This window comes from Gaetbulibacter sp. M235, from assembly GCF_043876835.1.
GTDB lineage: Bacteria > Bacteroidota > Bacteroidia > Flavobacteriales > Flavobacteriaceae > Yeosuana.
In genome coordinates, this window is sequence record NZ_JBAWJZ010000003.1 from 319,552 (window position 1) to 343,786 (window position 24,235).

21 protein-coding genes are annotated in these 24,235 nt (G+C 32.5%); 14 read left to right on the forward strand and 7 right to left on the reverse strand.

The features are described from left to right. Positions 1 to 114: 114 nt before the first annotated feature. Positions 115 to 615: a c-type cytochrome gene (locus V8G69_RS06675; RefSeq protein ID WP_394881052.1), complete on the forward strand. Its 501-nt coding sequence runs from the start codon at positions 115 to 117 to the stop codon at positions 613 to 615. A gap of 3 nt (positions 616 to 618) precedes the next feature. Here the strand turns inward: V8G69_RS06675 and V8G69_RS06680 are convergent, their stop codons facing one another. Continuing rightward, the gene (locus V8G69_RS06680) at positions 619 to 966 is read right to left on the reverse strand and encodes a hypothetical protein (protein WP_394881053.1); all 348 of its coding nucleotides are present in this window, start codon (positions 964 to 966) and stop codon (positions 619 to 621) included. Then, positions 966 to 1,940 carry a polyprenyl synthetase family protein gene (locus V8G69_RS06685; protein WP_394881054.1) on the reverse strand — a complete coding sequence of 325 codons (975 nt, stop codon included), beginning with the start codon at positions 1,938 to 1,940 and terminating at the stop codon, positions 966 to 968. The genes V8G69_RS06680 and V8G69_RS06685 overlap by 1 nt, the downstream gene beginning before the upstream one ends. A 124-nt stretch (positions 1,941 to 2,064) precedes the next feature. Between V8G69_RS06685 and V8G69_RS06690 the strand changes: the two genes are divergently transcribed. Genes V8G69_RS06690 through V8G69_RS06705 form a run of 4 tightly spaced genes read left to right on the forward strand, consistent with a single transcriptional unit; the run spans position 2,065 to position 8,739 of the window. Then, positions 2,065 to 2,667, forward strand: a complete 603-nt coding sequence (locus V8G69_RS06690; RefSeq protein WP_394881196.1) for a TetR/AcrR family transcriptional regulator — start codon at positions 2,065 to 2,067, stop codon at positions 2,665 to 2,667. A gap of 3 nt (positions 2,668 to 2,670) precedes the next feature. Further along, a complete protein-coding gene (locus V8G69_RS06695) occupies positions 2,671 to 4,017 on the forward strand; it encodes a TolC family protein (protein WP_394881055.1) in 1,347 nt (448 codons plus the stop codon). 21 nt (positions 4,018 to 4,038) lie between these two features. Beyond that, positions 4,039 to 5,217, forward strand: a complete 1,179-nt coding sequence (locus tag V8G69_RS06700; protein ID WP_394881056.1) for an efflux RND transporter periplasmic adaptor subunit — start codon at positions 4,039 to 4,041, stop codon at positions 5,215 to 5,217. A gap of 24 nt (positions 5,218 to 5,241) precedes the next feature. After that, positions 5,242 to 8,739: an efflux RND transporter permease subunit gene (locus tag V8G69_RS06705; protein ID WP_394881057.1), complete on the forward strand. Its 3,498-nt coding sequence runs from the start codon at positions 5,242 to 5,244 to the stop codon at positions 8,737 to 8,739. Positions 8,740 to 8,793: 54 nt separating this feature from the next. Here V8G69_RS06705 and V8G69_RS06710 read toward each other — a convergent pair whose 3' ends face one another. Next, positions 8,794 to 11,697, reverse strand: a complete 2,904-nt coding sequence (locus tag V8G69_RS06710; RefSeq protein ID WP_394881058.1) for a TonB-dependent receptor domain-containing protein — start codon at positions 11,695 to 11,697, stop codon at positions 8,794 to 8,796. A 260-nt stretch (positions 11,698 to 11,957) separates the two neighbouring features. On the opposite strand from V8G69_RS06710, the gene aspS reads away from it, so the two are divergent. The 3 genes from aspS (at position 11,958) to V8G69_RS06725 (ending at position 15,876) form a co-directional block, all read left to right on the forward strand. Continuing rightward, complete coding sequence (gene aspS, locus V8G69_RS06715) at positions 11,958 to 13,712, forward strand: aspartate--tRNA ligase (protein WP_394881059.1); 1,755 nt, start codon at positions 11,958 to 11,960, stop codon at positions 13,710 to 13,712. A 46-nt stretch (positions 13,713 to 13,758) separates the two neighbouring features. Continuing rightward, positions 13,759 to 15,549 carry a chloride channel protein gene (locus V8G69_RS06720; protein ID WP_394881060.1) on the forward strand — a complete coding sequence of 597 codons (1,791 nt, stop codon included), beginning with the start codon at positions 13,759 to 13,761 and terminating at the stop codon, positions 15,547 to 15,549. Between the two features lie 90 nt (positions 15,550 to 15,639). Beyond that, complete coding sequence (locus V8G69_RS06725) at positions 15,640 to 15,876, forward strand: hypothetical protein (protein WP_394881061.1); 237 nt, start codon at positions 15,640 to 15,642, stop codon at positions 15,874 to 15,876. A gap of 17 nt (positions 15,877 to 15,893) precedes the next feature. On the opposite strand, the gene V8G69_RS06730 is transcribed toward V8G69_RS06725, so the two are convergent. Continuing rightward, entirely contained in the window at positions 15,894 to 16,343 is a 450-nt protein-coding gene (locus tag V8G69_RS06730; protein ID WP_394881062.1) for a nucleoside deaminase, read from the reverse strand. A 90-nt stretch (positions 16,344 to 16,433) separates the two neighbouring features. On the opposite strand from V8G69_RS06730, the gene dxs reads away from it, so the two are divergent. The 6 genes from dxs (at position 16,434) to V8G69_RS06760 (ending at position 21,390) form a co-directional block, all read left to right on the forward strand. Next, positions 16,434 to 18,200 (forward strand): 1-deoxy-D-xylulose-5-phosphate synthase, encoded by a 1,767-nt coding sequence (gene dxs, locus V8G69_RS06735; protein ID WP_394881063.1) that lies wholly within the window; start codon positions 16,434 to 16,436, stop codon positions 18,198 to 18,200. Positions 18,201 to 18,440: 240 nt separating this feature from the next. Beyond that, positions 18,441 to 18,911: a YHS domain-containing (seleno)protein gene (locus V8G69_RS06740; RefSeq protein ID WP_394881064.1), complete on the forward strand. Its 471-nt coding sequence runs from the start codon at positions 18,441 to 18,443 to the stop codon at positions 18,909 to 18,911. Between the two features lie 16 nt (positions 18,912 to 18,927). After that, positions 18,928 to 19,464 carry a carboxymuconolactone decarboxylase family protein gene (locus V8G69_RS06745; RefSeq protein ID WP_394881065.1) on the forward strand — a complete coding sequence of 179 codons (537 nt, stop codon included), beginning with the start codon at positions 18,928 to 18,930 and terminating at the stop codon, positions 19,462 to 19,464. A gap of 73 nt (positions 19,465 to 19,537) precedes the next feature. Beyond that, the gene (locus tag V8G69_RS06750; protein ID WP_394881197.1) at positions 19,538 to 19,951 is read left to right on the forward strand and encodes a DUF1348 family protein; all 414 of its coding nucleotides are present in this window, start codon (positions 19,538 to 19,540) and stop codon (positions 19,949 to 19,951) included. 13 nt (positions 19,952 to 19,964) lie between these two features. Further along, positions 19,965 to 20,846, forward strand: a complete 882-nt coding sequence (locus V8G69_RS06755) for a helix-turn-helix domain-containing protein (RefSeq protein ID WP_394881066.1) — start codon at positions 19,965 to 19,967, stop codon at positions 20,844 to 20,846. Next, complete coding sequence (locus V8G69_RS06760) at positions 20,827 to 21,390, forward strand: NADPH-dependent FMN reductase (protein ID WP_394881067.1); 564 nt, start codon at positions 20,827 to 20,829, stop codon at positions 21,388 to 21,390. Before V8G69_RS06755 ends, V8G69_RS06760 begins: the two co-directional genes overlap by 20 nt. Positions 21,391 to 21,637: 247 nt before the next feature. On the opposite strand, the gene V8G69_RS06765 is transcribed toward V8G69_RS06760, so the two are convergent. From V8G69_RS06765 to V8G69_RS06775, 3 genes are all read right to left on the reverse strand, one after another. Continuing rightward, on the reverse strand, positions 21,638 to 22,066 hold the full coding sequence (locus V8G69_RS06765) for a CHRD domain-containing protein (protein ID WP_394881068.1): 429 nt from the start codon (positions 22,064 to 22,066) through the stop codon (positions 21,638 to 21,640). Positions 22,067 to 22,352: 286 nt separating this feature from the next. Continuing rightward, positions 22,353 to 22,475 carry a hypothetical protein gene (locus V8G69_RS06770; RefSeq protein ID WP_394881069.1) on the reverse strand — a complete coding sequence of 41 codons (123 nt, stop codon included), beginning with the start codon at positions 22,473 to 22,475 and terminating at the stop codon, positions 22,353 to 22,355. A gap of 353 nt (positions 22,476 to 22,828) precedes the next feature. Continuing rightward, positions 22,829 to 24,169 (reverse strand): deoxyguanosinetriphosphate triphosphohydrolase, encoded by a 1,341-nt coding sequence (locus tag V8G69_RS06775; RefSeq protein WP_394881070.1) that lies wholly within the window; start codon positions 24,167 to 24,169, stop codon positions 22,829 to 22,831. Positions 24,170 to 24,235: the final 66 nt, after the last annotated feature.

Below are 24,235 nucleotides of genomic sequence, written 5' to 3' on the forward strand. Positions count from 1 at the left end.
ACATTTTTACATATAAATAGACACAGCAAAAACCCAAATTAAGCCTGTAAACTGGCCTGTTTTTCAGTAGTATTTTTTTTTTATTAGTTTTGCCTCTTAAAAAATTGAGATAGAATGTTAAAAATTCACACAATTATAATTTTCACTTTTGTATTAATCTTACTTTCTTGTGTAGACGCAAAAGAAAAAGAAAAAGATGGTTTCACTTATGAAAACATTAATACCAATACCACTAAAAAGGTAACCAACACAAAGGTATTAGCTTCAGAAAAAATAGATTTGACAAATAAAGGAATTGGCCCTGTTTCATCACTTGAATTACCAACTGAAATTGATTATGCCTTAGCCAAAAATGGTGAAGCTATCTTTAAAGCAAAGTGTACTGCCTGCCACAGACCTGATAAAAAATTTATTGGCCCTGCAGCTAAAGGTATTATAAATACAAGAACACCCGAGTGGATTATGAATATGATTTTAAATCCAGAAGAAATGTTAAGAAAAGACCCTTTAGCTAAGGAATTACTTATAGAGTTTAATTATGCTCCTATGATTAAACAGGATATAACTCAAGATGATGCTCGAGCCATTTTAGAATATTACAGAACTTTAAAATAAGTTTTAATACACGTTTCTATACCAAACCTTTTGCCATTCTCTTTTTAGAATTAAAAAGGAAACTTGTTCTGAAAGCAGCAAGGTATCTTCTCCATCCAATTGTTTTATTTGTCGTTCAGACACATCAATGATATAGAGTAAGTTAAGATACTCGGTGAACTTATTTTGAATGAGATTGTAAATAGTTTCTTGAAGGATTAATTTTAGACTTGTTGGCAGTACTTCTTCATGAAAATCAGCATTAATATTTGCTAATAAAAAATCTTTATTGAGTTGTTCAATAAGTTTTTTATACAAATTAAGATTATTTGCTTCATCAACTAAAGCTTCAAATGTGTCAGGAAATTGCATTATAAATTTCTATTCATTAATTGTTCTCCAAACTTTTTCAAAATCAATTTTTTATCTTCAGAAACGTTTAAGGTTTCTAAAACAGCAAATGCTTTTTGAGTATATTCCCAAATGGCTTCTTTTGTTGCTTTTGTAGAACCACTTTCTATAAAAATTTGCTTTGCTATTTGAATTTTCTCTTCTGGATTGCTAGAAGTTACACTAAATAAATGCTGGAGTTGCAAACGGTCTTCTGGCTTGGAGCCATTTAATGCATTGATATATAAAATCGTTTTTTTGTTTTCAATAATATCACCGCCTATTTGCTTACCAAAGGTTTTAGGATCTCCAAAAGCATCTAAATAATCGTCTTGTAACTGAAAAGCAATTCCTAAATTTTTTCCAAAATCATAAATGCTCTCCTGGTCTGAAACCGAAACCTCAGCAACAATAGCGCCCATTTTCATGGCAGCACCAATTAAAACAGCAGTTTTATACTCAATCATTTTTAAGTATTCTGAAATAGTGACATCACTTCTAGTTTCAAAATCAACATCATATTGCTGTCCTTCACAAACTTCTAAAGCGGTTTTACTAAACAATTCCGCCAAATTTCTAAAGATTTTATTATCATAGCTTTCAAATAACTGATAGGCCATAATAAGCATGGCGTCACCAGAAAGAATCCCCGTATTTACATCCCATTTTTCGTGAACTGTTTGGCAACCTCTTCGCAAAGGGGCATCATCCATAATATCATCATGAATCAATGAAAAATTATGAAACACTTCTATGCTCAAGGCGGCATTTAAGGCTTTTTTATAATCACAATCAAAAATTTCAGCAGCCATTAAGGTTAAAACAGGACGCAAGCGTTTACCTCCCAATTTTAGTATATATTGAATGGGTTCGTATAAACTTTTGGGTTCTTTAATAATGGAATATTCTTCAAGATATTCAACAAATTTTTGTTGGTATGTTTCTATTGTTAGCATAAAACAAAAATAAAGCAATTCATCACATTTAAAAGTCTCAATGTAAATAATAAGTTAAAAAATCATTAAAACTTTGGAAACTTTTTTTGTTTTAAAAGTTTCCTGTTATATATTTGCAACCATTATGAGAGAAAAGATATTAAGTAACGCGGCGGAATTATTTTTAAACTATGGGTTTAAAAGTATTACTATGGATGATATTTCAAATCATTTAGGAATATCAAAAAAAACAATTTATCAACATTTTGACAACAAAACATCGCTTGTTGAAGCAGTAAGCTTACATGTTTTTGAAAATATTTCTTGTGGTATTAGTGGTATATGTGCTCTAAAAAAGAATCCTATTGAAGAAATTTACGACGTCAAACAATTTGTATTGGAGCATTTAAAGGATGAAAAATCTTCACCTCAATATCAATTACAAAAATATTACCCTAAAATTTTTAGCACACTTAAAAAGAAACAGTTTGAAGTAATGCAAGAGTGTGTAAAAGACAATCTTACAAGAGGTGTTGAGCAAGGTTTATACAGGTCAAATATTAATATAGAATTTATCTCAAGAATATATTTTAACTGTATGGTTACATTAAAAGATAAAGAACTATTTCCATTAAATAATTTCTCAATGAATACGCTTATGGAATATTATTTAGAATATCATTTAAGGGGCATTTGTACAGAAAAAGGACTATTAACATTACACAAATTCATCAATAATCAATCATAAAACATGACAAATAAAAAACTATTGATTTTACTTTTTTTATGCACGACTCTAGTGTTTTCACAAGAAAAAACACAGAGTTTTAGTTTACAGCAAGCTATAGACTATGCTTTAGAGCATAACAGAACGGTCAAAAATGCACAATGTGATATTGAAGCCGCAAAAAAACAAAAATGGGAAACAATTTCAACCGGATTACCACAAATAAGCGCTTCAATAGATTATCAAAACTTTTTAAAGCAACAAGTATCTTTAATTCCTGCTGAATTTTTTGGTGGAAATCCAGGAGAATTTGCTGAAGTTACTTTTGGAACCAAACAAAATATTTCTGCAACTGCTACATTAAATCAAAAAATATTTGATGGCTCGTATTTAGTTGGTCTACAATCGGCAAAAGTATATTTAGAAATTTCAGAAAACGCAAAAACAAAAACCGATTTAGAAGTTAGAAAAGCTGTTATAAATGCCTACGGAAATGTATTACTTGCAGAACAAAGTGTTCAAATACTAGAACGCAATAAGGCTGTTCTAGAAAAGAACTTATTCGAATTAACCAAAATTTATGAAAATGGTTTAGAAGAAGAAGAAAGTGTGGAGCAAATGCAAATCACCTTCTCTAGTGTTGAAAGTTCTCTAAAAAATGTTATGCGTTTAAAAACATTAGCCTATCAAATGCTTAACATAACTATGGGGCTTGATGTTTATAATAACACTAAACTTACTGATGATCTTGAAAGTTTAACGCTACAAAATATATCGCTTGAATTGCTTGAGAAAGAATCCAATATTGAAAACAACATTGATTATCTCATCGCAGAAAACGACAAAAAATCAAAAGAACTATTACTTAAACTAGAAAAAAGTAAAGCTTTACCAACCTTAAACGCTTTCCTAAATGGTGGCTATTCTGGCTTTGGTAATTCATTTGAGTTTGCTAAAAAAAGCCAGCAATGGTTTGGTTCTTCATTATTTGGTGTAAACATGAATATCCCTATTTTTAGTTCTTTAGGAAGAAGTGCTGCCACGCAAAGAGCAAAAATAAATTTATCAAAATCTGAAGATGATTTAATTGAAACTGAACAAAAATTACAACTTCAAATTGCTTCAGCAAAAAGTGACTATCAATTCTCGGTTGAAGATTATGATAATAAAAAACAAAACCTTCAGCTTGCTGAACGTATTGAGCAAAAAAATCAAGTCAAATTTTTTGAGGGAATTGCTTCTAGTTTTGATTTAAGACAAGCGCAAACACAATTATATACAGCACAACAAGAATATTTACAAGCTATGCTTGATGTAATTAATAAAAAAGCTGAATTAGAAACTGTATTAAACACAATCAACAATCAATAAATCAATCAATCAATCAATATTATGAAATATATTATATCAATTATAGCCCTTGCATTTGTATTGACATCATGCAATAGCGAGAAAAAACAATCTGTAGAAGAAGTTATTGCTACCAATAATTTAGAAAAAATCAGAGCAAAAAAAAATCTATTAGATGAGCAGCAGCAACTTATTAGTTCAGAATTAAAACAATTGGATGCAAAAATTAAAGAATTAGATCCTCTAGAAAAAGTGCCATTAGTTACTACGTTTGCAGCAAAAGAAGTTGCTTTTACTCATTATTTAGAAATACAAGGAAATGTTAGCACCAAACAAAATTTAATTATATATCCAGAATTTTCTGGTGTTCTAACTCAAGTATATGTTAAAGAAGGGCAACTTGTAAGCAAAGGTCAAGTTTTAGCAAAAATTGATGATGGAGGCTTAAGCCAACAATTAGCACAATTACAAATCCAAGCCGATTTAGCCAAAACAACTTTTGACCGTCAAGAACGCCTTTGGAATCAAAAAATTGGTAGTGAAATTCAATATTTACAAGCAAAATCATCATACGAAGCACAATCAAGAGCCATTAAACAATTAAACCAGCAAATTGAAAAAACGGTAGTTAGAGCCCCTTTTTCAGGAAGCATTGATGATGTTATTACAGATCAAGGAAGTGTAGTTGCGCCAGGTCAATCACAATTATTTAGAATTGTTAACCTAAAAGACATGTATATTGAAGCTGATGTTCCAGAACGCTATATTTCTGATGTGACTTCAGGAAAAGAAGTTATGGTTGAATTTCCAATCTTAGGAAAAACTATTGATTCAAAAGTGCGTCAAGCAGGCAATTTTATTAATCCAGCTAACAGAACTTTTAAAGTTGAGGTCGCTATCCCTAATTATGATGGAAATATAAAACCCAATCTTACTGCTAAACTAAAAATTAACGATTACAATAACAATAAAGCCATATTAATTCCACAAAGTATCATTTCTGAAAATGCTGAAGGCGAACAATATGTTTATACCATTACAAATAAAAATGGAGACAAAGGAATTGCAAAGCAAGTCATTATTGAAACAGGTAAAACACAAGGTGATTATATTGAAATTCTTTCTGGTTTAGTACATGAAGATGAGATCATTGATGAAGGTGCACGTAGCGTTAAAGATGGACAAGAAATAAAAATCCTAGTAGTTGATAAAGAGCAATAATTCAAACCTATAAAGTTTTTAAAAATGACTAAAAAGAAAAAAGAAGCTCATAAGGAGTTTGGATTATCATCATGGGCCATCAATAATAAAACAACTATGTATGTTTTAATTACCCTGATTCTTATTCTTGGTGCTGGAGCCTACTATAGCATGCCTCGTGAAAGTTTTCCTGAGGTAAAAGAAACCAAAATTTATATTAGTTCAATATATCCTGGAAATACAGCTGAAGATATTGAAAAACTAATTACTGATCCAATTGAGGACAAATTAAAAACAGTAAGTAATGTAGTTGAAATAACCTCAACCTCACAAGAAGATTACTCTATTATTATTGTTGAGTTTGATGAAAATATTTCTGTTGAAGCTGCAAAGCAAAAAGTTAAAGATGAAGTAGATTCTGAGACCTCGGGTGAAGATTGGCCGACTTTTAATGGTGCAAAAGTAGAACCTAATGTTTTTGATTTAAGTCTCTCTGAAGAAATGCCTATTCTAAACATTAATATCTATGGAGATTATCCAATTGAAAAATTAAAAGAATATGGAGAATATCTTGAAGATGAAATTGAAAGTTTGCAAGAAATTAAACAGGTAGATATACGTGGTGCTCAAGACAAAGAAGTTGAAGTAGCTGTAGATATATATAAAATGATGGCTGCCCAAGTTAGCTTTAATGATATAATAAACACCATAAATGGTGAAAACATGACCATGTCTGCTGGTAACTTAATCACCAGCGGACAACGCCGTACCATCAGAATTATTGGTGAAATAGACAAGCCTAGTGACTTAGAAAACTTTGTTGTAAAATCTGAGCATAACAACCCTATTTATTTAAAAGATATAGCAACAGTTTCATTTAAAGATGAAGACAAAACAACATACGCAAGAGAGTTTGGTAAACCTGTTGTTATGTTAGATGTTAAAAAACGTTCTGGAAAAAACATGGTTGCTGCTGCTGAGCAGATTCAAGCTATTGTTGATAATGCTGTTGCCAATGTATTCCCACCAGATTTAAAAGTGACCATTGCCAATGACCAGTCTTCACAAACTATTGGGCAAGTAGATGACTTGGTTAACAACATCTTTTTTGGAATTATTCTAGTTGTAACCGTATTAATGTTCTTTTTAGGATTTAAAAATGCCTTGTTTGTTGGTTTTGCCATTCCTATGTCCATGTTCATGTCACTCATGATATTAAATCTTTTAGGCTATACCATGAATACCATGATTTTATTTGGTTTGATTATGGGTCTGGGTATGCTTGTAGACAACGGTATCGTGGTAGTTGAAAACGTGTACCGATTAATGAATGAAGAAGGCTTAAGCAGAACCGAAGCTGCTAAAAAAGGAATTGGTGAAATTGCTTTTCCAATCATCATTTCTACAGCTACAACGGTTGCAGCATTTATTCCTTTGGGAATGTGGCCAGGAATCATGGGAGAATTCATGAAATATTTCCCAATAACTCTATCCGTGGTATTAGGTTCATCATTATTTGTTGCTATTTTCTTTAACTCTGTAATGGTATCGCAGTTTATGACTACAGAAGACAAAAACTTACCATTAAAACAAATTATTAAACTATCTGGAACTATAGCCATCATTGGAATTCTCATTTTTATCTTTGGTGGTAGCTATAGAGGTTTAGGAACACTTATGGTTATAACATCCATATTGTTATGGGTTTACCGATTGTTCTTAAGAAAATGGTCAAATCACTTTCAAAATGACATTTTACCACGTTATGAACTTTTATATGAACGTACGCTTCGCGCTGCATTAAAAGGCAAGAGACCTTTTTTTATCATCATTGGCACATTCTTGTTGCTTATTATAGCATTTGCTGGGTTTGGTGCCTCTATTGGTAGTCAAAGAACTAAAGTGGAATTTTTTCCAGACAATACACCTAAACAAATTATAGTATATATAGAATATCCTGAAGGTACTGATATTAAAAAAACCAATGCCATAACTAAAGACATTGAAAACCGTGTTTATAAAATAATTAACGACCCCATTTTTATGGATGGTGATTATAATTTTTTAACTGAAAGCGCTGTTTCTCAAGTTGGTGAAGGTGCAGGTAATCCACAAACTGATGGTGGTTCAGCTGCAGAAATGCCTCATCGTGGAAAAATTACTGCTACCATGCGCGAGTTTAAATATAGAAGAGGTGCAGACAGTAAAGAACTTCTTAAAAAAGTTCAAGAAGATCTCAAAGACATATATCCTGGTGTTGCAATTTCTGTTGAAAAAGATGCCGCAGGTCCACCTGCAGGTTATCCCATAAATATTGAGTTAGAAGGTGATGATTATGCTGAATTAATAAATACAGCAGAAAAAATGAGAAACTTCTTAAATACCAAAAATATTCAAGGGATTGATGAATTGAAAATTGATGTCAATAAATCAAAACCTGCAATGCAAGTTCATGTTGACAGAAAAAAGGCAGGCGAATTAGGCGTTTCATCAGGTCAAGTAGGCCAACAATTACGTAATTCTATTTTTGGTGCTAAAGCTGGTGTATACAAAGAAAATGGTGATGACTATGATATTTATGTTAGATTTAATGAAGAAAACAGATATAATACTAGTGCTATTTTTAACCAAAAAATAACTTTTAGAGATATGGCTTCTGGTCAAATAAAGGAAATCCCTGTATCTGCAGTGGCAAAACAAAATAACACCTCTGGTTTTAGCGCCATAAAGCATAGAGATGTGAAGCGTGTGGTAACCTTATATTCAGCATTATCACCCGGTTTTACAGATGCGGGAGCAATCGTTTCTAAAATTCAACATGAAATGCAATCCTTTACTGAAAAACCTGATAATATAAAAATTGATTATACAGGTCAAATTGAGGAGCAAAATAAACAAATGGCTTTTTTAATGAGTGCGTTCTTTATAGGTTTAGGACTTATTTTCTTTATTTTAATATTCCAGTTTAATTCGGTTTCAAAACCAGGCATTATCATGCTGGCCGTTTTCTTAAGTTTTATTGGAGTATTTGGTGGTATGGTTATTACAGGTAGTCCTTTTGTAATCATGATGACCATGATGGGTATTATATCGCTTGCTGGTATTGTAGTAAATAATGGTGTGGTACTTTTAGATTACACCCAATTATTAATTGACCGAAAAAAGATTGAACATGATTTGGAAGACAATCAATATATAAGTAAAGAAGAACTTTTTGAGGCTATTGTTAAAGCCGGGAAAGCACGTTTAAGACCTGTATTATTAACAGCCATAACCACTATTTTAGGTTTAATACCACTTGCTATTGGTTTAAATATTAATTTCTTTACCTTTTTTAATGATTTTGATGCTAACATTTATATGGGTGGAGATAACGTTATTTTCTGGGGGCCACTAGCTTGGACTGTTATTTATGGGTTATTTGTAGCTACTTTTTTAACTCTAGTAGTGGTTCCTATATTATTTTACTTAGTAACTAGATATAAAATGTGGTTGTTTAGCGATAGAGTTGCAACTAAAAAGAATCACGTATTGAATAATTAATTAAAACAAAAAGCCTCAACAAATGTTGAGGCTTTTTTATAATACATAAATTGATTATTTAAGAGTAAAACTTAATCTAGCAAAAAGAAAACGACCTCCAATTCCAAATTGTTGCGCTCTTCTAGACCAATCAAAACGACCGCTACTACGGTTATTGTATTTGTCTTCAGCTCTATCAGGATAAATATCAAATAAATTATTTGCTCCTATTGTAATTGTTGTGCTTTCCGCAACTTTATACCCAAAAGATAAATCAGTCACTAATTTAGATCCAAATACTTGTTGATTTGCAACAGTTGTAGTAGCTTCAGTTACTTCACCAAACCAAACATTTCTTAAAAAGATATTGAATTTATCTGTTGTATAACTGTTTGATAGGTTTATCTTGGTTCTTGGTACCGCCTCTTCTAAATATACACGGCTGTCTTCAGGAAAATATGTTCCAACTAGACCAGCATCTTTTAATACGTTTGAAGCTTTTATTCCACCCACTTTTTTCGTTTTTGAAAACGTTCCTGATAAATCACTTTTTAATTTTGCGGAACTGCCTATTCTAGCATCATGGGTAATCACAATATCCAATCCTTTTGATTCTGTATCAATAGCATTTGCAAAAAAGGATGCTGCAGAAGCATTAGCTTGTTTTAATAATAAATCTAACTCAGAACCTGTATCATTATCAGGATTTGTATCAGTATCGTTAATTCCAAACTGTCCTGTATATACAACTCTATCATTAATGCCTACCCAATACCCATCAACTGTAAATGTTAAGTGAGCATCAGGCAATTTAGATGTAAATCCTAAACTAATACTTGAAGACGTTTCTTCTTTCAATTGTGGAATGCCTAACAATTGTGCCGCTCTACTATCGTTCGCAAAAGTTCCAACTTCTTGTGGATTTCCTAAGTTATCAAAAATTGTAGACGTTGAATTGAAGTTTAACTGATGTAAAGACGGTGCTCTAAATCCTGTATTAAATGCAGCTCTTAAATTAGTGTTTTCACCAGCTTTAATTCTAGTAGCAATTTTAACATTTAGAGTAGATCCAAAATCAGAATAATCTTCATAACGCAATGCTCCACTTAACAAAATATTTTCAGTAACATCTGCTTCTAAATCAAAATAACCTGCAACACTACTCCTTCCACGTGACAATTCGTTTGCGGGACTAAATCCAGGAAATACTTGAGAGCCTCCTGGTCTTTTGGCTCCAAAAAAGTCTAATGAAGGGGTTTGTGAAGCTAAAGTAATTACTTGTCCATCAGCAGTATATTGTGCGTAAGACCCTAATTCGCCGGCTATAATATCATAAGTTTCAACACGATACTCAGCACCAAAAGCAACATTTGTACCCGCTAAAACATCATCATAAAATTTACTAATATCTAAATTGGTTGTATTTTGTGCAAATGAAAATCCACCTGCATCAAAAAGTGTTGGAGACGCTTTTTGCATAGAAGCATTAAAAGTATTTCCAATAGTATACATAAAAGCATTTTTACCCCAAGTATTGCTAAAATCAACATCCCATTCATTAATTTTACCTTTAATACCTATCGCAAAAGATTTATCAGAAATATTTGAATTTATTTCAGGTAAAAATCCATTCATATAGGCAGGTGTATACGTCCTGCTTTCATAAGGTTGTCTGTAAAATCCAGCAGAGTTTCCAGTTCTTGAACTTATACCAGCAAATGAATAGAGTTCAGTACCATTATCATCTAAAGGAAGAGAGAAATTTGCGAAGAAACGACCTCCACGTAAAGAAGATTGCCCAACTCTCATATTAAAATCACTTCGTTTTAAACCTCTAGCCGACAATTCAGCTTCATTATTTTTTGCAGATAAAATTCCTTGTAACTCTGCCTTCGTAGCTGTTGGACTTAAACCTAGCCCAGCCTGATTACCATATTTAATAACATCAGCTACATCATCATCTAATAACAATGATAAATCATAGTCGTCATTATTTGCAAAACGTTCAACAGTATTATAAAGATTAAAAATATCTCCTCCCCATTCTTTCATTCTGCTATAATCTTCTCTCACATCAAAATCACCAGTAAAGTTTATAAATCCTCCTTTGTCTCCAATATTTAACCCATAGTTGGCACTAACATTAGTGGTTTCACCATCAACACCACCTGTTTGATCATTTGCATTTTTTGTAAAGTTAGCCCCGGTAGTAATGTTTAAATTTAACTCGTTGGTATTTTTCTTAAGCACAATATTAATAACTCCAGCTATGGCGTCAGAACCATACTGTGCAGCTGCTCCGTCTCTCAAAACCTCAATACGTGCAATAGAAGCGGCCGGAATTGCATTTAAATCGGTTCCAACACTTCCACGTCCAAAAGTCCCATTAACATTTACTAAAGAAGAATTATGTCTTCTCTTTCCATTAATTAATACTAAAACTTGATCAGGTCCCAAACCTCTTAACGAAGCAGGATCAATATGGTCTGTACCATCAGAAATGGTCTGTGTATTTGATGTAAATGATGGCGCTACATAATTTAAAATCTGGTTTAAATTCACTTGCGGTCCTGCAGTAACCAATTCTTTTACATCAATAACATCAACCGGCACAGCAGTATCTGTTGATGAACGATTTGGGTTTCTTGTACCAATAAGCATCACTTCATCTAAAGCTACTCCTTCAGTTAGCGAAACCATGACTTTTTGTTCTGAATTAACCTTTACTTCCTGTGTATTGTATCCCAAAGAAGATACAACAATGGTTACAGGCAGGCTAACTACATTTAAACTAAAATTTCCGTCAAAATCAGTTATTGTTCCTGTTGTTGTTCCTTTAACTATCACATTAGCTCCTGGAATAGGGTCTTTAGAACCAGTCTCTGTCACGGTACCTGTTATGGTCTCTTGAGCAAAAATCACTACAGGAAACAATAGTAGTAAAAACAAATAAATTTTAATTTGTAAAGTTTTTTTCATAATTCATTGGATTAAATTAACAATATATTGTTAAAAAATATATTGGTCCAATTTACAATTTTTTTGCAATTTCAACAATTTTAAGGTTAAAAAGTTAAATTAATATAGTAGTATTTGTTAATTTATTTATTTATTTATAAAAATCTTATATTAATAATTTATCCTGGAAATGATAGTTTTTTAAGCAGATATCTTCCTAAATTTGCATCTTATTTAACATCTTATTTATCGACAGATAATGGGTTTTCAAATTTCTTAATATGTACAGAAGTCATAATTGTGGTGAATTAAACGCATCACATATAAATAAAGAGGTTGTACTTGCAGGTTGGGTACAAAAATCACGTGATAAAGGATTCATGATTTGGGTAGATCTTCGCGATCGTTACGGGATTACTCAACTTATTTTTGATGAAGAACGTACTTCAAAAAATATCATTCAAGAAGCCAAAACTCTTGGTAGAGAATTTGTTATTCAGGTTAAAGGAACTGTTATTGAACGTACCTCAAAAAATCCTAACCTTTCAACTGGTGATATTGAAATTTTAGTTTCAGAATTAACGGTTTTAAATAAGGCCTTGCTTCCTCCATTTACTATTGAAGATGATACTGATGGTGGTGAAGAGTTACGTATGAAATTCCGTTATTTAGATATCCGTCGTAATCCAGTGAAGAATAGTTTGATTTTCAGGCATGAAGTGGCTCAAGCCGTTAGAAATTATTTATCTAAAGAAGGGTTTATTGAAGTTGAAACGCCTTATTTGATTAAATCAACACCTGAAGGAGCACGTGATTTTGTAGTACCGAGCAGAATGAATGCAGGTCAATTTTATGCATTGCCTCAATCCCCACAAACTTTCAAACAATTGCTTATGGTTGGTGGCATGGATAAATATTTTCAACTTGTAAAATGTTTTAGGGACGAAGATTTACGTGCCGACAGACAACCTGAATTCACTCAGATAGACTGCGAAATGGCATTTGTTGAGCAAGAAGACATATTAAATGCTTTTGAAGGTTTAACACGTCACTTACTTAAAGAAATCAATGGTATTGAAATAGAAAAATTCCCTAGGATGCTTTATGATGACGCCATGAGATTATATGGAAATGACAAACCAGACATTCGTTTTGGAATGCAGTTTGGAGAATTAAATAGTGTGACTCAACATAAAGATTTTGGCGTTTTCAATTCTGCAGAATTGGTTGTTGGTATTGCAGTTCCTGGTGGTAATAATTTTACCAGAAAAGAAATTGACCAATTAATTGACTGGATAAAACGTCCTCAAATTGGTGCTTTAGGAATGGTTTACTGTCGTTGTAACGAAGACGGAACATATAAATCATCCGTAGATAAATTTTATGACGAATCAGATTTAGCAAAATGGGCAGAAATAACAGGAGCTAAAGATGGTGATTTAATTTGTATTCTTTCCGGAGAAGCAAACAAAGTAAGAGGCCAGTTAAGTGCTTTAAGGATGGAGCTTGCAACACGTTTAGGTTTACGCAAGCCAAATGAATTTGCTCCACTTTGGGTGATTGATTTCCCTCTTTTAGAATGGGATGAAGACACCAAACGTTATCACGCCATGCATCATCCATTTACTTCTCCAAAACCTGGACAATTAGAGTTACTTTCAACAAATCCAGGTGACGTTAAAGCCAATGCTTATGATTTAGTTTTGAATGGAAACGAAATTGGCGGTGGTTCTATAAGAATTCATGATAAAAAAACACAATCCTTAATGTTTGATTATTTAGGTTTCACTCCTGAAGAAGCAAAAGCCCAATTTGGTTTCTTAATGGACGCATTTCAATATGGTGCTCCACCACACGGTGGATTGGCTTTTGGTTTAGATAGATTAGTAGCCATATTAGCTGGACAAGAAATTATTCGCGACTTTATAGCCTTTCCAAAAAACAATTCAGGACGTGATGTTATGATTGATGCTCCTGCGCCTATTGATGATAAACAACTTGAAGAATTAAGTTTAAAGCTTAATATTAAATCCTAAAGACTAAATCCTGCAAAAAGCAGGATTTTTTAGTAATTTTATAATTATGCCACAAGAAACCATATTAAAAAAAATATTAGTTTGGAGAGCTAAACATATTTCTCACAGACAATTTGTTTATATACTTAGTATTGTTATTGGTCTTGTTTCTGGTTTAGGAGCCGTAGTTTTAAAAAACTTTACGCATTTTATTCAACATGTTTTAGAAGGAAGAGTGGTTAAATATTACCATCACGCGTTTTATTTTTTATTTCCAATTATTGGCTTAACACTGGTTTATTTAATTATTAAATATATTATTAGAAACAAAGTTAGCCACGGGATTCCTACAACACTTTATGCTATTTCTAAGCGAAAAGGTATTATAAAACAATACCAAATGTTTGGTTCTATTTTTACCGCTCCATTAACTGTTGGGTTTGGTGGTTCTGTTGGGCTTGAAGGACCAACCGTTGCAACGGGAGCCGCTATTGGCTCTAACATTGCAAGGATGTTTCATATGAACCAAACTACAAGAACTTTATTGATTGGTTGTGCAGCAGCAGGTGCCTTATCTTCTATTTTTAAAGCTCCTATTGCTGCCATCGTTTTTGCTATTGAAGTGTTTAGCTTGGATTTAACACTTGTATCCATGTTACCGCTTTTATTAGCATCTCTTTCAGCCATCTTAACATCGTATTTTTTCTTTGGAGATGATGTTATATTACCTTTCAAAATAGAAGATAAGTTTTTTATTTCTGATGCTCCATTTTACATGATATTAGGCTTGTTTGCGGCTTTTACTTCCATATATTTTACCCAGGTATATGAACGAATTCAAAAATTATTTGATAAACTGGACTCTCCTATTAAAAAACTTCTATTTGGCGGTGTTGCCATTGGTGTTTTAGTATATTTAATTCCTCCCCTTTTTGGTGAAGGGTTCGATGTGATTAATAAGCTTATTGCTGGTAATCCTGAAAAAGCATTAGAAAACAATTTCTTGAATATGGATTTATCTAATGTTTGGGTTGTTATCGTATTGTTAGCTGGTTTGGTTTTTTTCAAAATCATTGCAAGCGCTTTAACTTTTGGCGCTGGAGGAGTTGGTGGTATTTTTGCTCCAACACTTTTTATGGGTAGTATTATGGGAAACTGTATAGCCAAAATAATTAATAATTGTGGGATATTCAGCACACCTGTTTCTGAAACTAATTTTACCCTTGTTGGAATGGCAGGACTCATGGCTGGTGTACTACATGCACCTTTAACAGCTATCTTTTTAATTGCAGAATTAACTGGGGGCTATGAACTTTTTATACCTTTAATGATTACGGCAGTTATTTCATTTAGTGTCACAAAACATTTTAGTCCTCATTCTGTTTATAATATGCAACTTGGCAGAAAAGGCGAATTAATAACACATGATAAAGATCATGCAGTGCTTACATTAATGGATATAGATAAAGTTATAGAAACCAATTTTGTAAGTATCACATCTAATATGAACTTAGGGGAAATAGTTAATACGGCTGTTATTCAGTCTAACAGAAATATTTTTCCTGTTATTGATGCTAAAACCAAAGCATTAGTTGGCATTATTCTTTTAGATGATTTAAGGCCAATCATGTTTGATCAAGATCTATACGGAGAAATTCGAGCGCATGACATTATGCAGCCAGCTCCAGAAATTATTGATGTTGATAAAGATAAAATGACCGACATCATGAGAAAGTTTCAAGATAGTAGCGCTTGGAATTTACCCGTTGTAAAAGACGATGTTTACATAGGATTTATTTCAAAATCTAAACTTTTAACGGCTTACAGAAGGCAGTTAATTAACTTTACTAAAGAATAATGAAACATCTATAACTGAAAATTGAATCAAACAGCGAAATGATTATTTGGATGTTACATTTGACCATTGAGAAAAAACAAGCATAAACACATGAAATACCTAATTGTATTTTTCTTCATAGTATCAGCAGGAAGTATTTTTACTGGATATTTTATGAATTTTGAAAACTCAGAAAAACTTATTGGTTTTGGAGTGCTTGGTATGTTTTTTATAGTATTCCCCTTGTTCTCATACTATCGCTGGAAAGATAAAGATGTTAAAGATTACTTGCTTACTAAAGAAAATTTAGATAAAATGCGTGAACGTGAAGGCGATAAGAGGAAATAATTATTACTTGGTAATCGTTAATTTAAATTTCTCCTTTGTATAAAAAAACGTTTTAATAAATCTGCTGCTTCATCTTCCATAACACCTCCTTTTATTATTGTTTTAGGATGCAGTTTTGTATTTAAATTGATGCAGCCGCGTTCAAAATCCCTAGTTCCATATACAATATTTGATATCTGGCTCCAATATAAAGCACCAGCACACATTTGGCAAGGTTCTAAAGTTACATAGAGTGTGCAGTTTTGAAGATATTTCCCTCCTAAAAAATTTGCAGCAGCTGTAATAGCCTGCATTTCGGCATGCGCTGTTACATCATTTAAAGTCTCAGTTAGATTATGACCTTTTGCTATAATTCTATTTTCTACGACAATAACAGCACCAACAGGAATTTCACCTTTTTCAAAAGCTCTTTCTGCTTCTAAAAGTGCTTTTTTCATAAAATAGGTATCATCAAACGGATTTATCATTTCAAAAAATAAAACTAAAGATTGTAAATTAATAATTGAAAGTAACTATGTTTTCAAAAATACAATTTCAAATGGTACATTTGTATCCTGATGAAAAAAAATTTATCCAACATAAATTCTCCAACAGATTTAAGACAGCTTTCACAAGATGAATTACCTCAACTTGCCAAAGAGTTGAGAGATTTTATCATTAACATAGTGGCTGCCAAAGAAGGACATTTAGGCGCTAGTCTTGGTGTAGTGGAATTAACCATTGCCCTTCACTATGTGTTTAATACACCTGAAGACCTATTGATTTGGGATGTTGGACATCAAGCTTACGGCCATAAAATTTTAACCGGAAGACGAGATAATTTTGATACCAACAGACAAATTGGTGGTTTAAGTGGATTTCCTAAACGAGACGAAAGCATTTACGATAGTTTTGGTGTGGGTCATTCTTCAACATCAATCTCGGCGGCTTTAGGAATGGCTATTGCTTCTCAGTTAAAAGGTGATTTTCTGAAACACCATATTGCAGTTATTGGAGATGCCTCAATAGCAAGTGGAATGGCTTTTGAGGGACTGAATCATGCAGGCGTAACCAATGCCAATTTATTAGTTATTTTAAATGATAATACCATTGGTATCGACCCAAGCGTTGGCGCGTTAAAACAGTATTTAACCAATGTTAAAAAAGGCACACAAAAACAGGACAATATTTTTGAAGCCTTAAATTTCGATTATTCCGGACCTATTGATGGTCATGATATCTATAAAATCATTTCTGAATTAGAAAGACTAAAAACAGTTAAAGGTCCAAAATTTTTGCATGTCATCACTACCAAAGGAAAAGGGTTAAAACAAGCTGAAGAGGACCAAGTAAAATATCATGCTCCAGGAAAATTTGATGCAGAAACGGGTGATTTAATTGCAAAATCTACTTCTAAGCAACCACCAAAATATCAAGATGTTTTTGGTTATACTATAGTTGAATTAGCCAAAGAGAACAAAAACATTGTGGGTATTACTCCTGCTATGCCGACAGGAAGTTCATTAAAATATATGATGGAACAAATTCCTGAACGTGCTTTTGATGTTGGGATTGCAGAACAACATGCGGTGACACTTTCTGCAGGAATGGCAACTCAAGGTTTGATTCCGTTTTGCAATATTTACTCTACGTTTTTACAACGTGCTTATGACCAAATTATTCATGATGTGGCGCTTCAAAATCTACCGGTCATTTTTTGTTTAGATAGAGCTGGTTTAGCTGGTGAAGATGGAGCCACTCATCATGGGGTTTTCGATTTATCCTATTTAAGATGCATTCCGAACCTTATCATTTTTGCTCCTAGAAATGAAATGGAATTGCGTAACATGATGTACACGGTACAACTTGGTTTAAAACAACCTATAGCGATTAGATATCCTCGTGGAAAAGGAATAACCATCGACTGGAAACAGCCTTTTGAAAAAATACAATTAGGAACTGGTGTTCAATTAAAAGAAGGCGATAATGTAGCCGTTTTAAGTATTGGAACCATTTCAATAAATGCTGAAGATGCCATAAAAAAAATTGAAAATAATGATGCTATTGCGCATTATGATATGCGTTTTGTAAAGCCTTTAGACGAAGCATTATTACATCAGGTTTTTGAAAAATATAATTATATTATAACACTGGAAGATAATGTTATAGCTGGTGGTTTTGGTTCAGCTATTCTTGAATTTGCTTCTGAAAATAATTATAACAACCCGATAAAAATATTAGGAATACCAGATACATTTATTGAGCATGGCAGCATTGAAGAATTACAAAAATCTGTTGGTTTGGATGCTGAAAACCTACGGTTAGTATTTAACAGCTTTTTGTAATGCTTTTGGTTTAGATTTTATTGATTTGTCAGAAAAAAGGTATAACTTCGTTTAACGTCTGCTATAAACAATTAAAAAGTTCATAGAATAAAAGTTATCTGCAAGCTAAAAAATCAAAATCTACATATCGAAAAAAATCGTCCATCAACATGCGCCATTAATCCATTTTAAAAAAAAACAAGCGGTTGCATCTTTGTACTGTCAATAATGACAAATAATTTACACTAAAATTATAGTACAATGAAAAATTTAAAAACACTTTTAATTGTTGCAGCTATCTCTTTCTTTTCGAACGTGATTCTAGCTCAGACGAAACCGGTTGACAGCAACAAATTGGCCAATGGCGGTTATGATGTCGTTTCTTATTTTACAGTTAAAAAAGCTACAAAAGGAAAGAAACAAAACACAACTACTTTTAATGGGGCCAATTATTATTTCGCATCTGCAAAAAACAAAAAAACATTTGAAGCCAATCCAACAAAATATTTACCTCAATGCGATGGATATTGTGCTTGGGGAGTAGCTGAAAAAAATGTGAAATTTCCAGTAAATCCAGAAACTTTCAAAATAATAGACGGCAAATTATATTTGTTCTTTAATGGAGATTTTGAAGGAAAGCCATTCAATACTTTAACAGAATGGAATAAAGACGAACAAAATCTATTACATCATATTGATGATGCTTGGTCAATGGTAAAAAATCTTAATTAAAATAAAAAACAGCAACATGATTACAACAGCTTTTTCAGTTCCAACAAGAGAACATGTTTCAGAAAATAACCAAATAATTTTTGATAATCTACAAAAAGCATTAGGATTTGTACCTAATTTATACGCAACCATTGCACACTCAAAAAATGGTCTAGAAAGATATCTGGCATATCAAAATGCCAAAACATCGCTTTCTAACAAAGAAAAAGAAGCGGTAAATTTAATTGTAAGCCAAGTAAATAATTGTGCTTATTGCCAAAGTGCTCATTTAGTATTAGGCAAAATGAATGGGTTTACAGACTATCAATTATTAGAAATTAGACATGGGAAATCTTCCGACAGTAAATTAAACGCCCTAGTGGCATTGGCTGCTGACATTACAAAGAATAGAGGTAATGCACATGAATCTAATGTAAATACTTTTTTTGAAAAAGGGTTTACCAACGAAAATTTAGTTGACTTAATCCTTCTAATAAGCGATAAAACAGCTATGAATTATTTACACAACCTTACAAAAGTTCCTGTAGATTTTCCTTTAGCACCAGCAATTTAATTCATAATTTTAATCGAACCAACTTAATAAGTTGGTTCGATTAGTTTTTTACGACAACATAAACATGAAAAATATAGAACAAAAATTACCACTGCCGCCTTTCACAATGGAAACTGCTTTACAAAAAGTACAATTGGCAGAGGATGCTTGGAATAGTCAAGACCCTGAAAAGGTTTCAAAAGGATATACCTTTAATACCGAATGGCGCAACAGAACTGATTTTATCAATGGCCGAGAAGAAGTTGTAGCATTTCTACAACGTAAATGGCAAAAGGAACGACATTATAAACTTAAAAAAGAACTATGGGGTTTTCGTGAAAATAGGATGGCTGTTCGTTTTGAATATGAATATCAAGATATTAAAGGACAATGGTGGCGTGCCTACGGAAATGAAAATTGGGAATTTGATGAAAACGGTCTAATGCAAAAAAGATACGCAAGCATTAATGATTTGGCAATCAATGAAAAAGATAGAAAATTGAAATAATATCTAAATCGTAATGATGAATTATAGCACATCAACACTGATCAATCCTCAAACAGGGAATTTAGCTTTTAAAGTTTTTTCATTTGACAATAATAGTCATTTTGACCATATTCAACGTCTTAATTATTATTCTCTAATTTGGATAAAAACAGGTAAAGGTAGGGTAAAAGTAGATTTTGCAGAATATAGTTTTTCTCAAAATATGTTGCTTGCGTTTTCACCTTATCAGCCTTTTATGTTTCTTACGAATGAACCGATTGAAGGGGTCGTAATAAATTTCCATCCCGATTTTTTCTGTATTCATAAACATCAGCAAGAAGTAGCTTGCAATGGTGTTTTATTTAATAACATATATAATCCTCCTCTTGTTTCTATAGATCAGAATGTGAATGACACCTTTGAAATGTTATTGGAACAGATAAAAGCAGAAATGCAAAATCCTGCCTTGGCTCAATATGAATTATTGGTTTCTTACTTAAAAATATTTCTAATTACAGCTTCACGAATTAAGGCGCAACAACAAACCGAAATTCAATCTAATATTAACGAATCCAAAGAACCTTTCATACTGCAAAATTTAAAAAATTATATCGAAATACATTTTAAAACCAAACATTCTGCTAGTGACTATGCTGATCTTTTAAATATTTCAGCAAAAGCTTTGGCGAAAATAGCCAAGACACATTTTAATAAAACACTTACAGAATTAATATCAGAGAGAATAATTATTGAGGCAAAAAGGGAATTGTATTTAACTAATAAAGCCGTTAAAGAAATTGCCTATGAATTAGGTTATGAAGACGAACATTATTTTAGTAGATTCTTTAAAAATAATGCTGACATTTCACCTCAAGTTTACAGAGATACTGTGGGTTTTGACAGGGCAATGTCCTAAAAAAAGAAAAAAACTTTATGGTAGAAAGGAAAAAATATTAGCGATTTCTGGAAGTACAAGCCTAAATTCGGCTAACCTTTCCATCCTAAAAATTATAGCCGAATTGCGACAATCTAATTTTGATTTAAATATATTGGATGACTTGACCGATCTGCCACATTTCAAAGTAGAATTGACCGAAAAAAACGTGCCAGAAAAGATCGTGGAATTTAGAAATCGAATTACCGGCTCAGATGGAATTATTATTTGTACGCCCGAATATGTTTTCAGTATTCCTAGCAGACTAAAAAATGCTGTTGAATGGTGCGTATCAAAAACTGTTTTCTCGAATAAACCAACTGGACTCATAACCGCTTCAGTTAGTGGAGATAAAGGTCACAAGGAACTTAAATTGATTATGAAAACCGTTCAAGCTAAATTTACTGACCAAACAATGCTTTTAATTAAAGGCGTAAAAGGAAAAGTAAATAAAGATGGTAAAATAGTGGACGAAAAAACAACTTCCGAATTGAAAAAATTTGTTCTTTCTAGTTTATTGATCTAATTTAACAAAAGACAAACTTAAGCCGTGTATAATTAATTGCTTTGGCAAGTGCTTATCTAGAAAATTCCTTCGAAATTTTCTTTGGTTCATTTTTGTTTACTAATTTAGTTGCTTAAACACGCAACTAACCATACACAAGACCGATATAAGTTACAAGATTCATATCTCAATGAGATTCATTTTAAAATTAAAAAACCATCTAAAGCAGATGGTTTTTTATTGATTAAGAGCTCAAAAGGGAAAAACATTATTGTTTAATAAGCTGACCTCTAATTTCCCCTGCTTGAAAAGCTTGGCTATGGATGTTGATATAATACAAATTAGCATACAAATCTGCCTCTTGTGAAGCATCAAGTGCAGTACTGGTATAACTAATTGGAGAAGCTGCCGTTAAAGGAAACACAACCCCGCCGGATGAACCAACGGCTCCTTTGTGAATGTGGGCTGCAGTAGCTGTTATTCCACTATATGTGGCTGTAAGGGTAAATATTTTTGTAGTGGCATTATACGTAAGCGTAGCTGTACCTGTTGCACTTGAACCCGACGCAGGCACTTCGCTTGCGCCATTTATGGTTGCCTTAAACATTACGGTGGAGTCATCATCGTCATTATTACTGCAGGACGTGAATACGATAACAATTAGAGGTAAAACCAAAATTTTAAAATAATTTTTCATAGTTAATTTTTTAAGTTAGTTAATAAACAGTATTTTATATATAACAACTGAAAGGGATTAAGTCCTGAAAAAAATGAAAAGATTGAGAGCACATTCTTTAAACGATACTGAGAGTGACAGTCATCTGTTTTAAATTTTTGTTTTTCATCAGAACGATGGAATGCCCCATTAATGGATTCACCACACATACCTTAATAGCATGTCATACAAATAACTTGCAAGACAAACATGGTAAGGACCGGAAGCTTCCATAACAACTATGAGGTCACTTTTGCAATAATCACTCTCAATGAACTCTTTTAAACCCTTTTAAATTATTAGCATAAACTTCATGCAATAATTTGTTTTCTTCTCTAAAACTAACATCAAATGTTTGTTTACTAATGTCGATTCCTATAACTTTACTCATGACAAATGTTTTAAATGTGCTTCTTTTTTATCAATCCTGAATCCAGGCAACCGCCTAATGAACTGTTCAAACTTTAAGCACGGGAGAAAGGGACAAGCATTGCGAACTGTTTTTAAACTAATGACGAATTATTGTCTTGCTCTTTCTCCTTTTGTTATTATTTATCTAAAAATAATAATTGTAAATTCTTATGCTTTACAAACATAGGATGACGACATAATCTCTTTAGATTAAGATATTACCACAGAAAATTAGAAATTTTCTTCGCAATGACGCAAAAATATAACCCCTTCGACTCCGCACAGGGTAAACTCTAGCCCGACCACGCCAAAGCGTGGTAACGTCCAAAACAACTAAAAGTGCATGCCTTTTATCTTTTTGTAATTAAGAATAGCATTACTATCTGAAAGTAAAGACACGTAGTTGCATACCGATAATAACCGTGAATACAAGTTATCTTGATCAACTTTCATAGTTTTTGGCAATCTGTTTAATATAAGTTTATCATAATTAGAAGCATTCCCGTTATAGTTATTATTAACTGCCTTTGTGTAGGCGCTTAAAAGGCTTTTTAAAATTTCATAACCTGCAATTTCCTTATCAATAACCTCATCAGATTTATAAATATTCTCAATACTTATTTTAATGATATCATTTATTTGCGCTTCATATTTACTCTTATCTAATAACGCTGTTTGAAAATCGCCTTTTAAAATGGCCTCTTCATTATTAATAAAAATAGAAACAACTTCATTAATTAAGGTATTTATTGCTAAAGCACGTAGATAACTCACTCTATCTTGAGTATTTTGCAACTGGTGATATTTTTTTGTATTTATAGTATCTCGCACCAAATTAATCAAGTATTCTAAAGCAAATTCTTCTTGAATTAAGCCAAGGTTTATACCATCTTCAAAATCAATAATAGTATAACAAATATCATCTGCAGCTTCAACCAAATAAGCTAACGGATGACGCGAAAAACTAATATCTTTATTACTTCTTTTTGTTAAGCCCAATTCATCCGCAACATGAGAAAAAGATTCTGTTTCACTTTGAAAAAACCCATACTTTTTATCAGCAATATGTTTTGTTGGCTTTGTTGGTAAGGATTCTTTTGGGTATTTCATAAAAGCACCAAGAGTTGCATAACTAAGCCTTAATCCACCTTCTCTTCCTTCTCTGCTTTCTGTTAAAATTTTAAATCCGTTTGCATTCCCTTCAAAGTCGCATAAATCTTGATATTCTTTGTCTGATAATTGACTTTTATAGTGTGCTCCTTCACCTGTTTTAAAAAATTCGCCAATGGCTTTTTCACCCGAATGTCCAAATGGTGGATTTCCAATATCATGTGCTAAAGCGGCAGCCGCAACAATAGCCCCAAAATCATTGGCTTGATAGCCATGAACGGTTTGTAAATGTGGATGCTTTTCTAATAATTTTTGTCCAACCTTTCTTCCTATGGAACGCCCAACAACACTTACTTCTAAACTATGCGTTAAGCGTGTATGCACAAAATCTGTTTGTGATAGCGGAATGACCTGTGTTTTATCTTGTAGACTTCTAAATTCTGAAGAAAAAATAACTCTGTCATAATCTACTTCAAACCCAAGACGTGTTTCATCTTGCTCTTTTCTTAATCTTTTATTTGTGTCCCCAAATCGTTTTAAGGATAGTAGTTGTTCCCAGTTCATTATATAAATTTAAACGTAGGCAAGATACTTAAATTAAGTAAAAAACAGACCCATAATTTGGTAACA

What these genes read in the sequence shown, in the direction of transcription:
- V8G69_RS06745 (WP_394881065.1), top strand. Translation starts at nt 18,928, where the DNA reads ATGATTACAACAGCTTTTTCAGTTCCAACAAGAGAACATGTTTCAGAA.
- V8G69_RS06765 (WP_394881068.1), bottom strand. Translation starts at nt 22,066, where the DNA reads ATGAAAAATTATTTTAAAATTTTGGTTTTACCTCTAATTGTTATCGTA.
- V8G69_RS06695 (WP_394881055.1), top strand. Translation starts at nt 2,671, where the DNA reads ATGACAAATAAAAAACTATTGATTTTACTTTTTTTATGCACGACTCTA.
- dxs (WP_394881063.1), top strand. Translation starts at nt 16,434, where the DNA reads ATGAAAAAAAATTTATCCAACATAAATTCTCCAACAGATTTAAGACAG.
- V8G69_RS06725 (WP_394881061.1), top strand. Translation starts at nt 15,640, where the DNA reads ATGAAATACCTAATTGTATTTTTCTTCATAGTATCAGCAGGAAGTATT.
- V8G69_RS06775 (WP_394881070.1), bottom strand. Translation starts at nt 24,169, where the DNA reads ATGAACTGGGAACAACTACTATCCTTAAAACGATTTGGGGACACAAAT.
- V8G69_RS06675 (WP_394881052.1), top strand. Translation starts at nt 115, where the DNA reads ATGTTAAAAATTCACACAATTATAATTTTCACTTTTGTATTAATCTTA.
- V8G69_RS06755 (WP_394881066.1), top strand. Translation starts at nt 19,965, where the DNA reads ATGATGAATTATAGCACATCAACACTGATCAATCCTCAAACAGGGAAT.
- V8G69_RS06685 (WP_394881054.1), bottom strand. Translation starts at nt 1,940, where the DNA reads ATGCTAACAATAGAAACATACCAACAAAAATTTGTTGAATATCTTGAA.
- aspS (WP_394881059.1), top strand. Translation starts at nt 11,958, where the DNA reads ATGTACAGAAGTCATAATTGTGGTGAATTAAACGCATCACATATAAAT.
- V8G69_RS06720 (WP_394881060.1), top strand. Translation starts at nt 13,759, where the DNA reads ATGCCACAAGAAACCATATTAAAAAAAATATTAGTTTGGAGAGCTAAA.
- V8G69_RS06770 (WP_394881069.1), bottom strand. Translation starts at nt 22,475, where the DNA reads ATGAGTAAAGTTATAGGAATCGACATTAGTAAACAAACATTTGATGTT.
- V8G69_RS06710 (WP_394881058.1), bottom strand. Translation starts at nt 11,697, where the DNA reads ATGAAAAAAACTTTACAAATTAAAATTTATTTGTTTTTACTACTATTG.
- V8G69_RS06700 (WP_394881056.1), top strand. Translation starts at nt 4,039, where the DNA reads ATGAAATATATTATATCAATTATAGCCCTTGCATTTGTATTGACATCA.
- V8G69_RS06730 (WP_394881062.1), bottom strand. Translation starts at nt 16,343, where the DNA reads ATGATAAATCCGTTTGATGATACCTATTTTATGAAAAAAGCACTTTTA.
- V8G69_RS06740 (WP_394881064.1), top strand. Translation starts at nt 18,441, where the DNA reads ATGAAAAATTTAAAAACACTTTTAATTGTTGCAGCTATCTCTTTCTTT.
- V8G69_RS06705 (WP_394881057.1), top strand. Translation starts at nt 5,242, where the DNA reads ATGACTAAAAAGAAAAAAGAAGCTCATAAGGAGTTTGGATTATCATCA.
- V8G69_RS06690 (WP_394881196.1), top strand. Translation starts at nt 2,065, where the DNA reads ATGAGAGAAAAGATATTAAGTAACGCGGCGGAATTATTTTTAAACTAT.
- V8G69_RS06680 (WP_394881053.1), bottom strand. Translation starts at nt 966, where the DNA reads ATGCAATTTCCTGACACATTTGAAGCTTTAGTTGATGAAGCAAATAAT.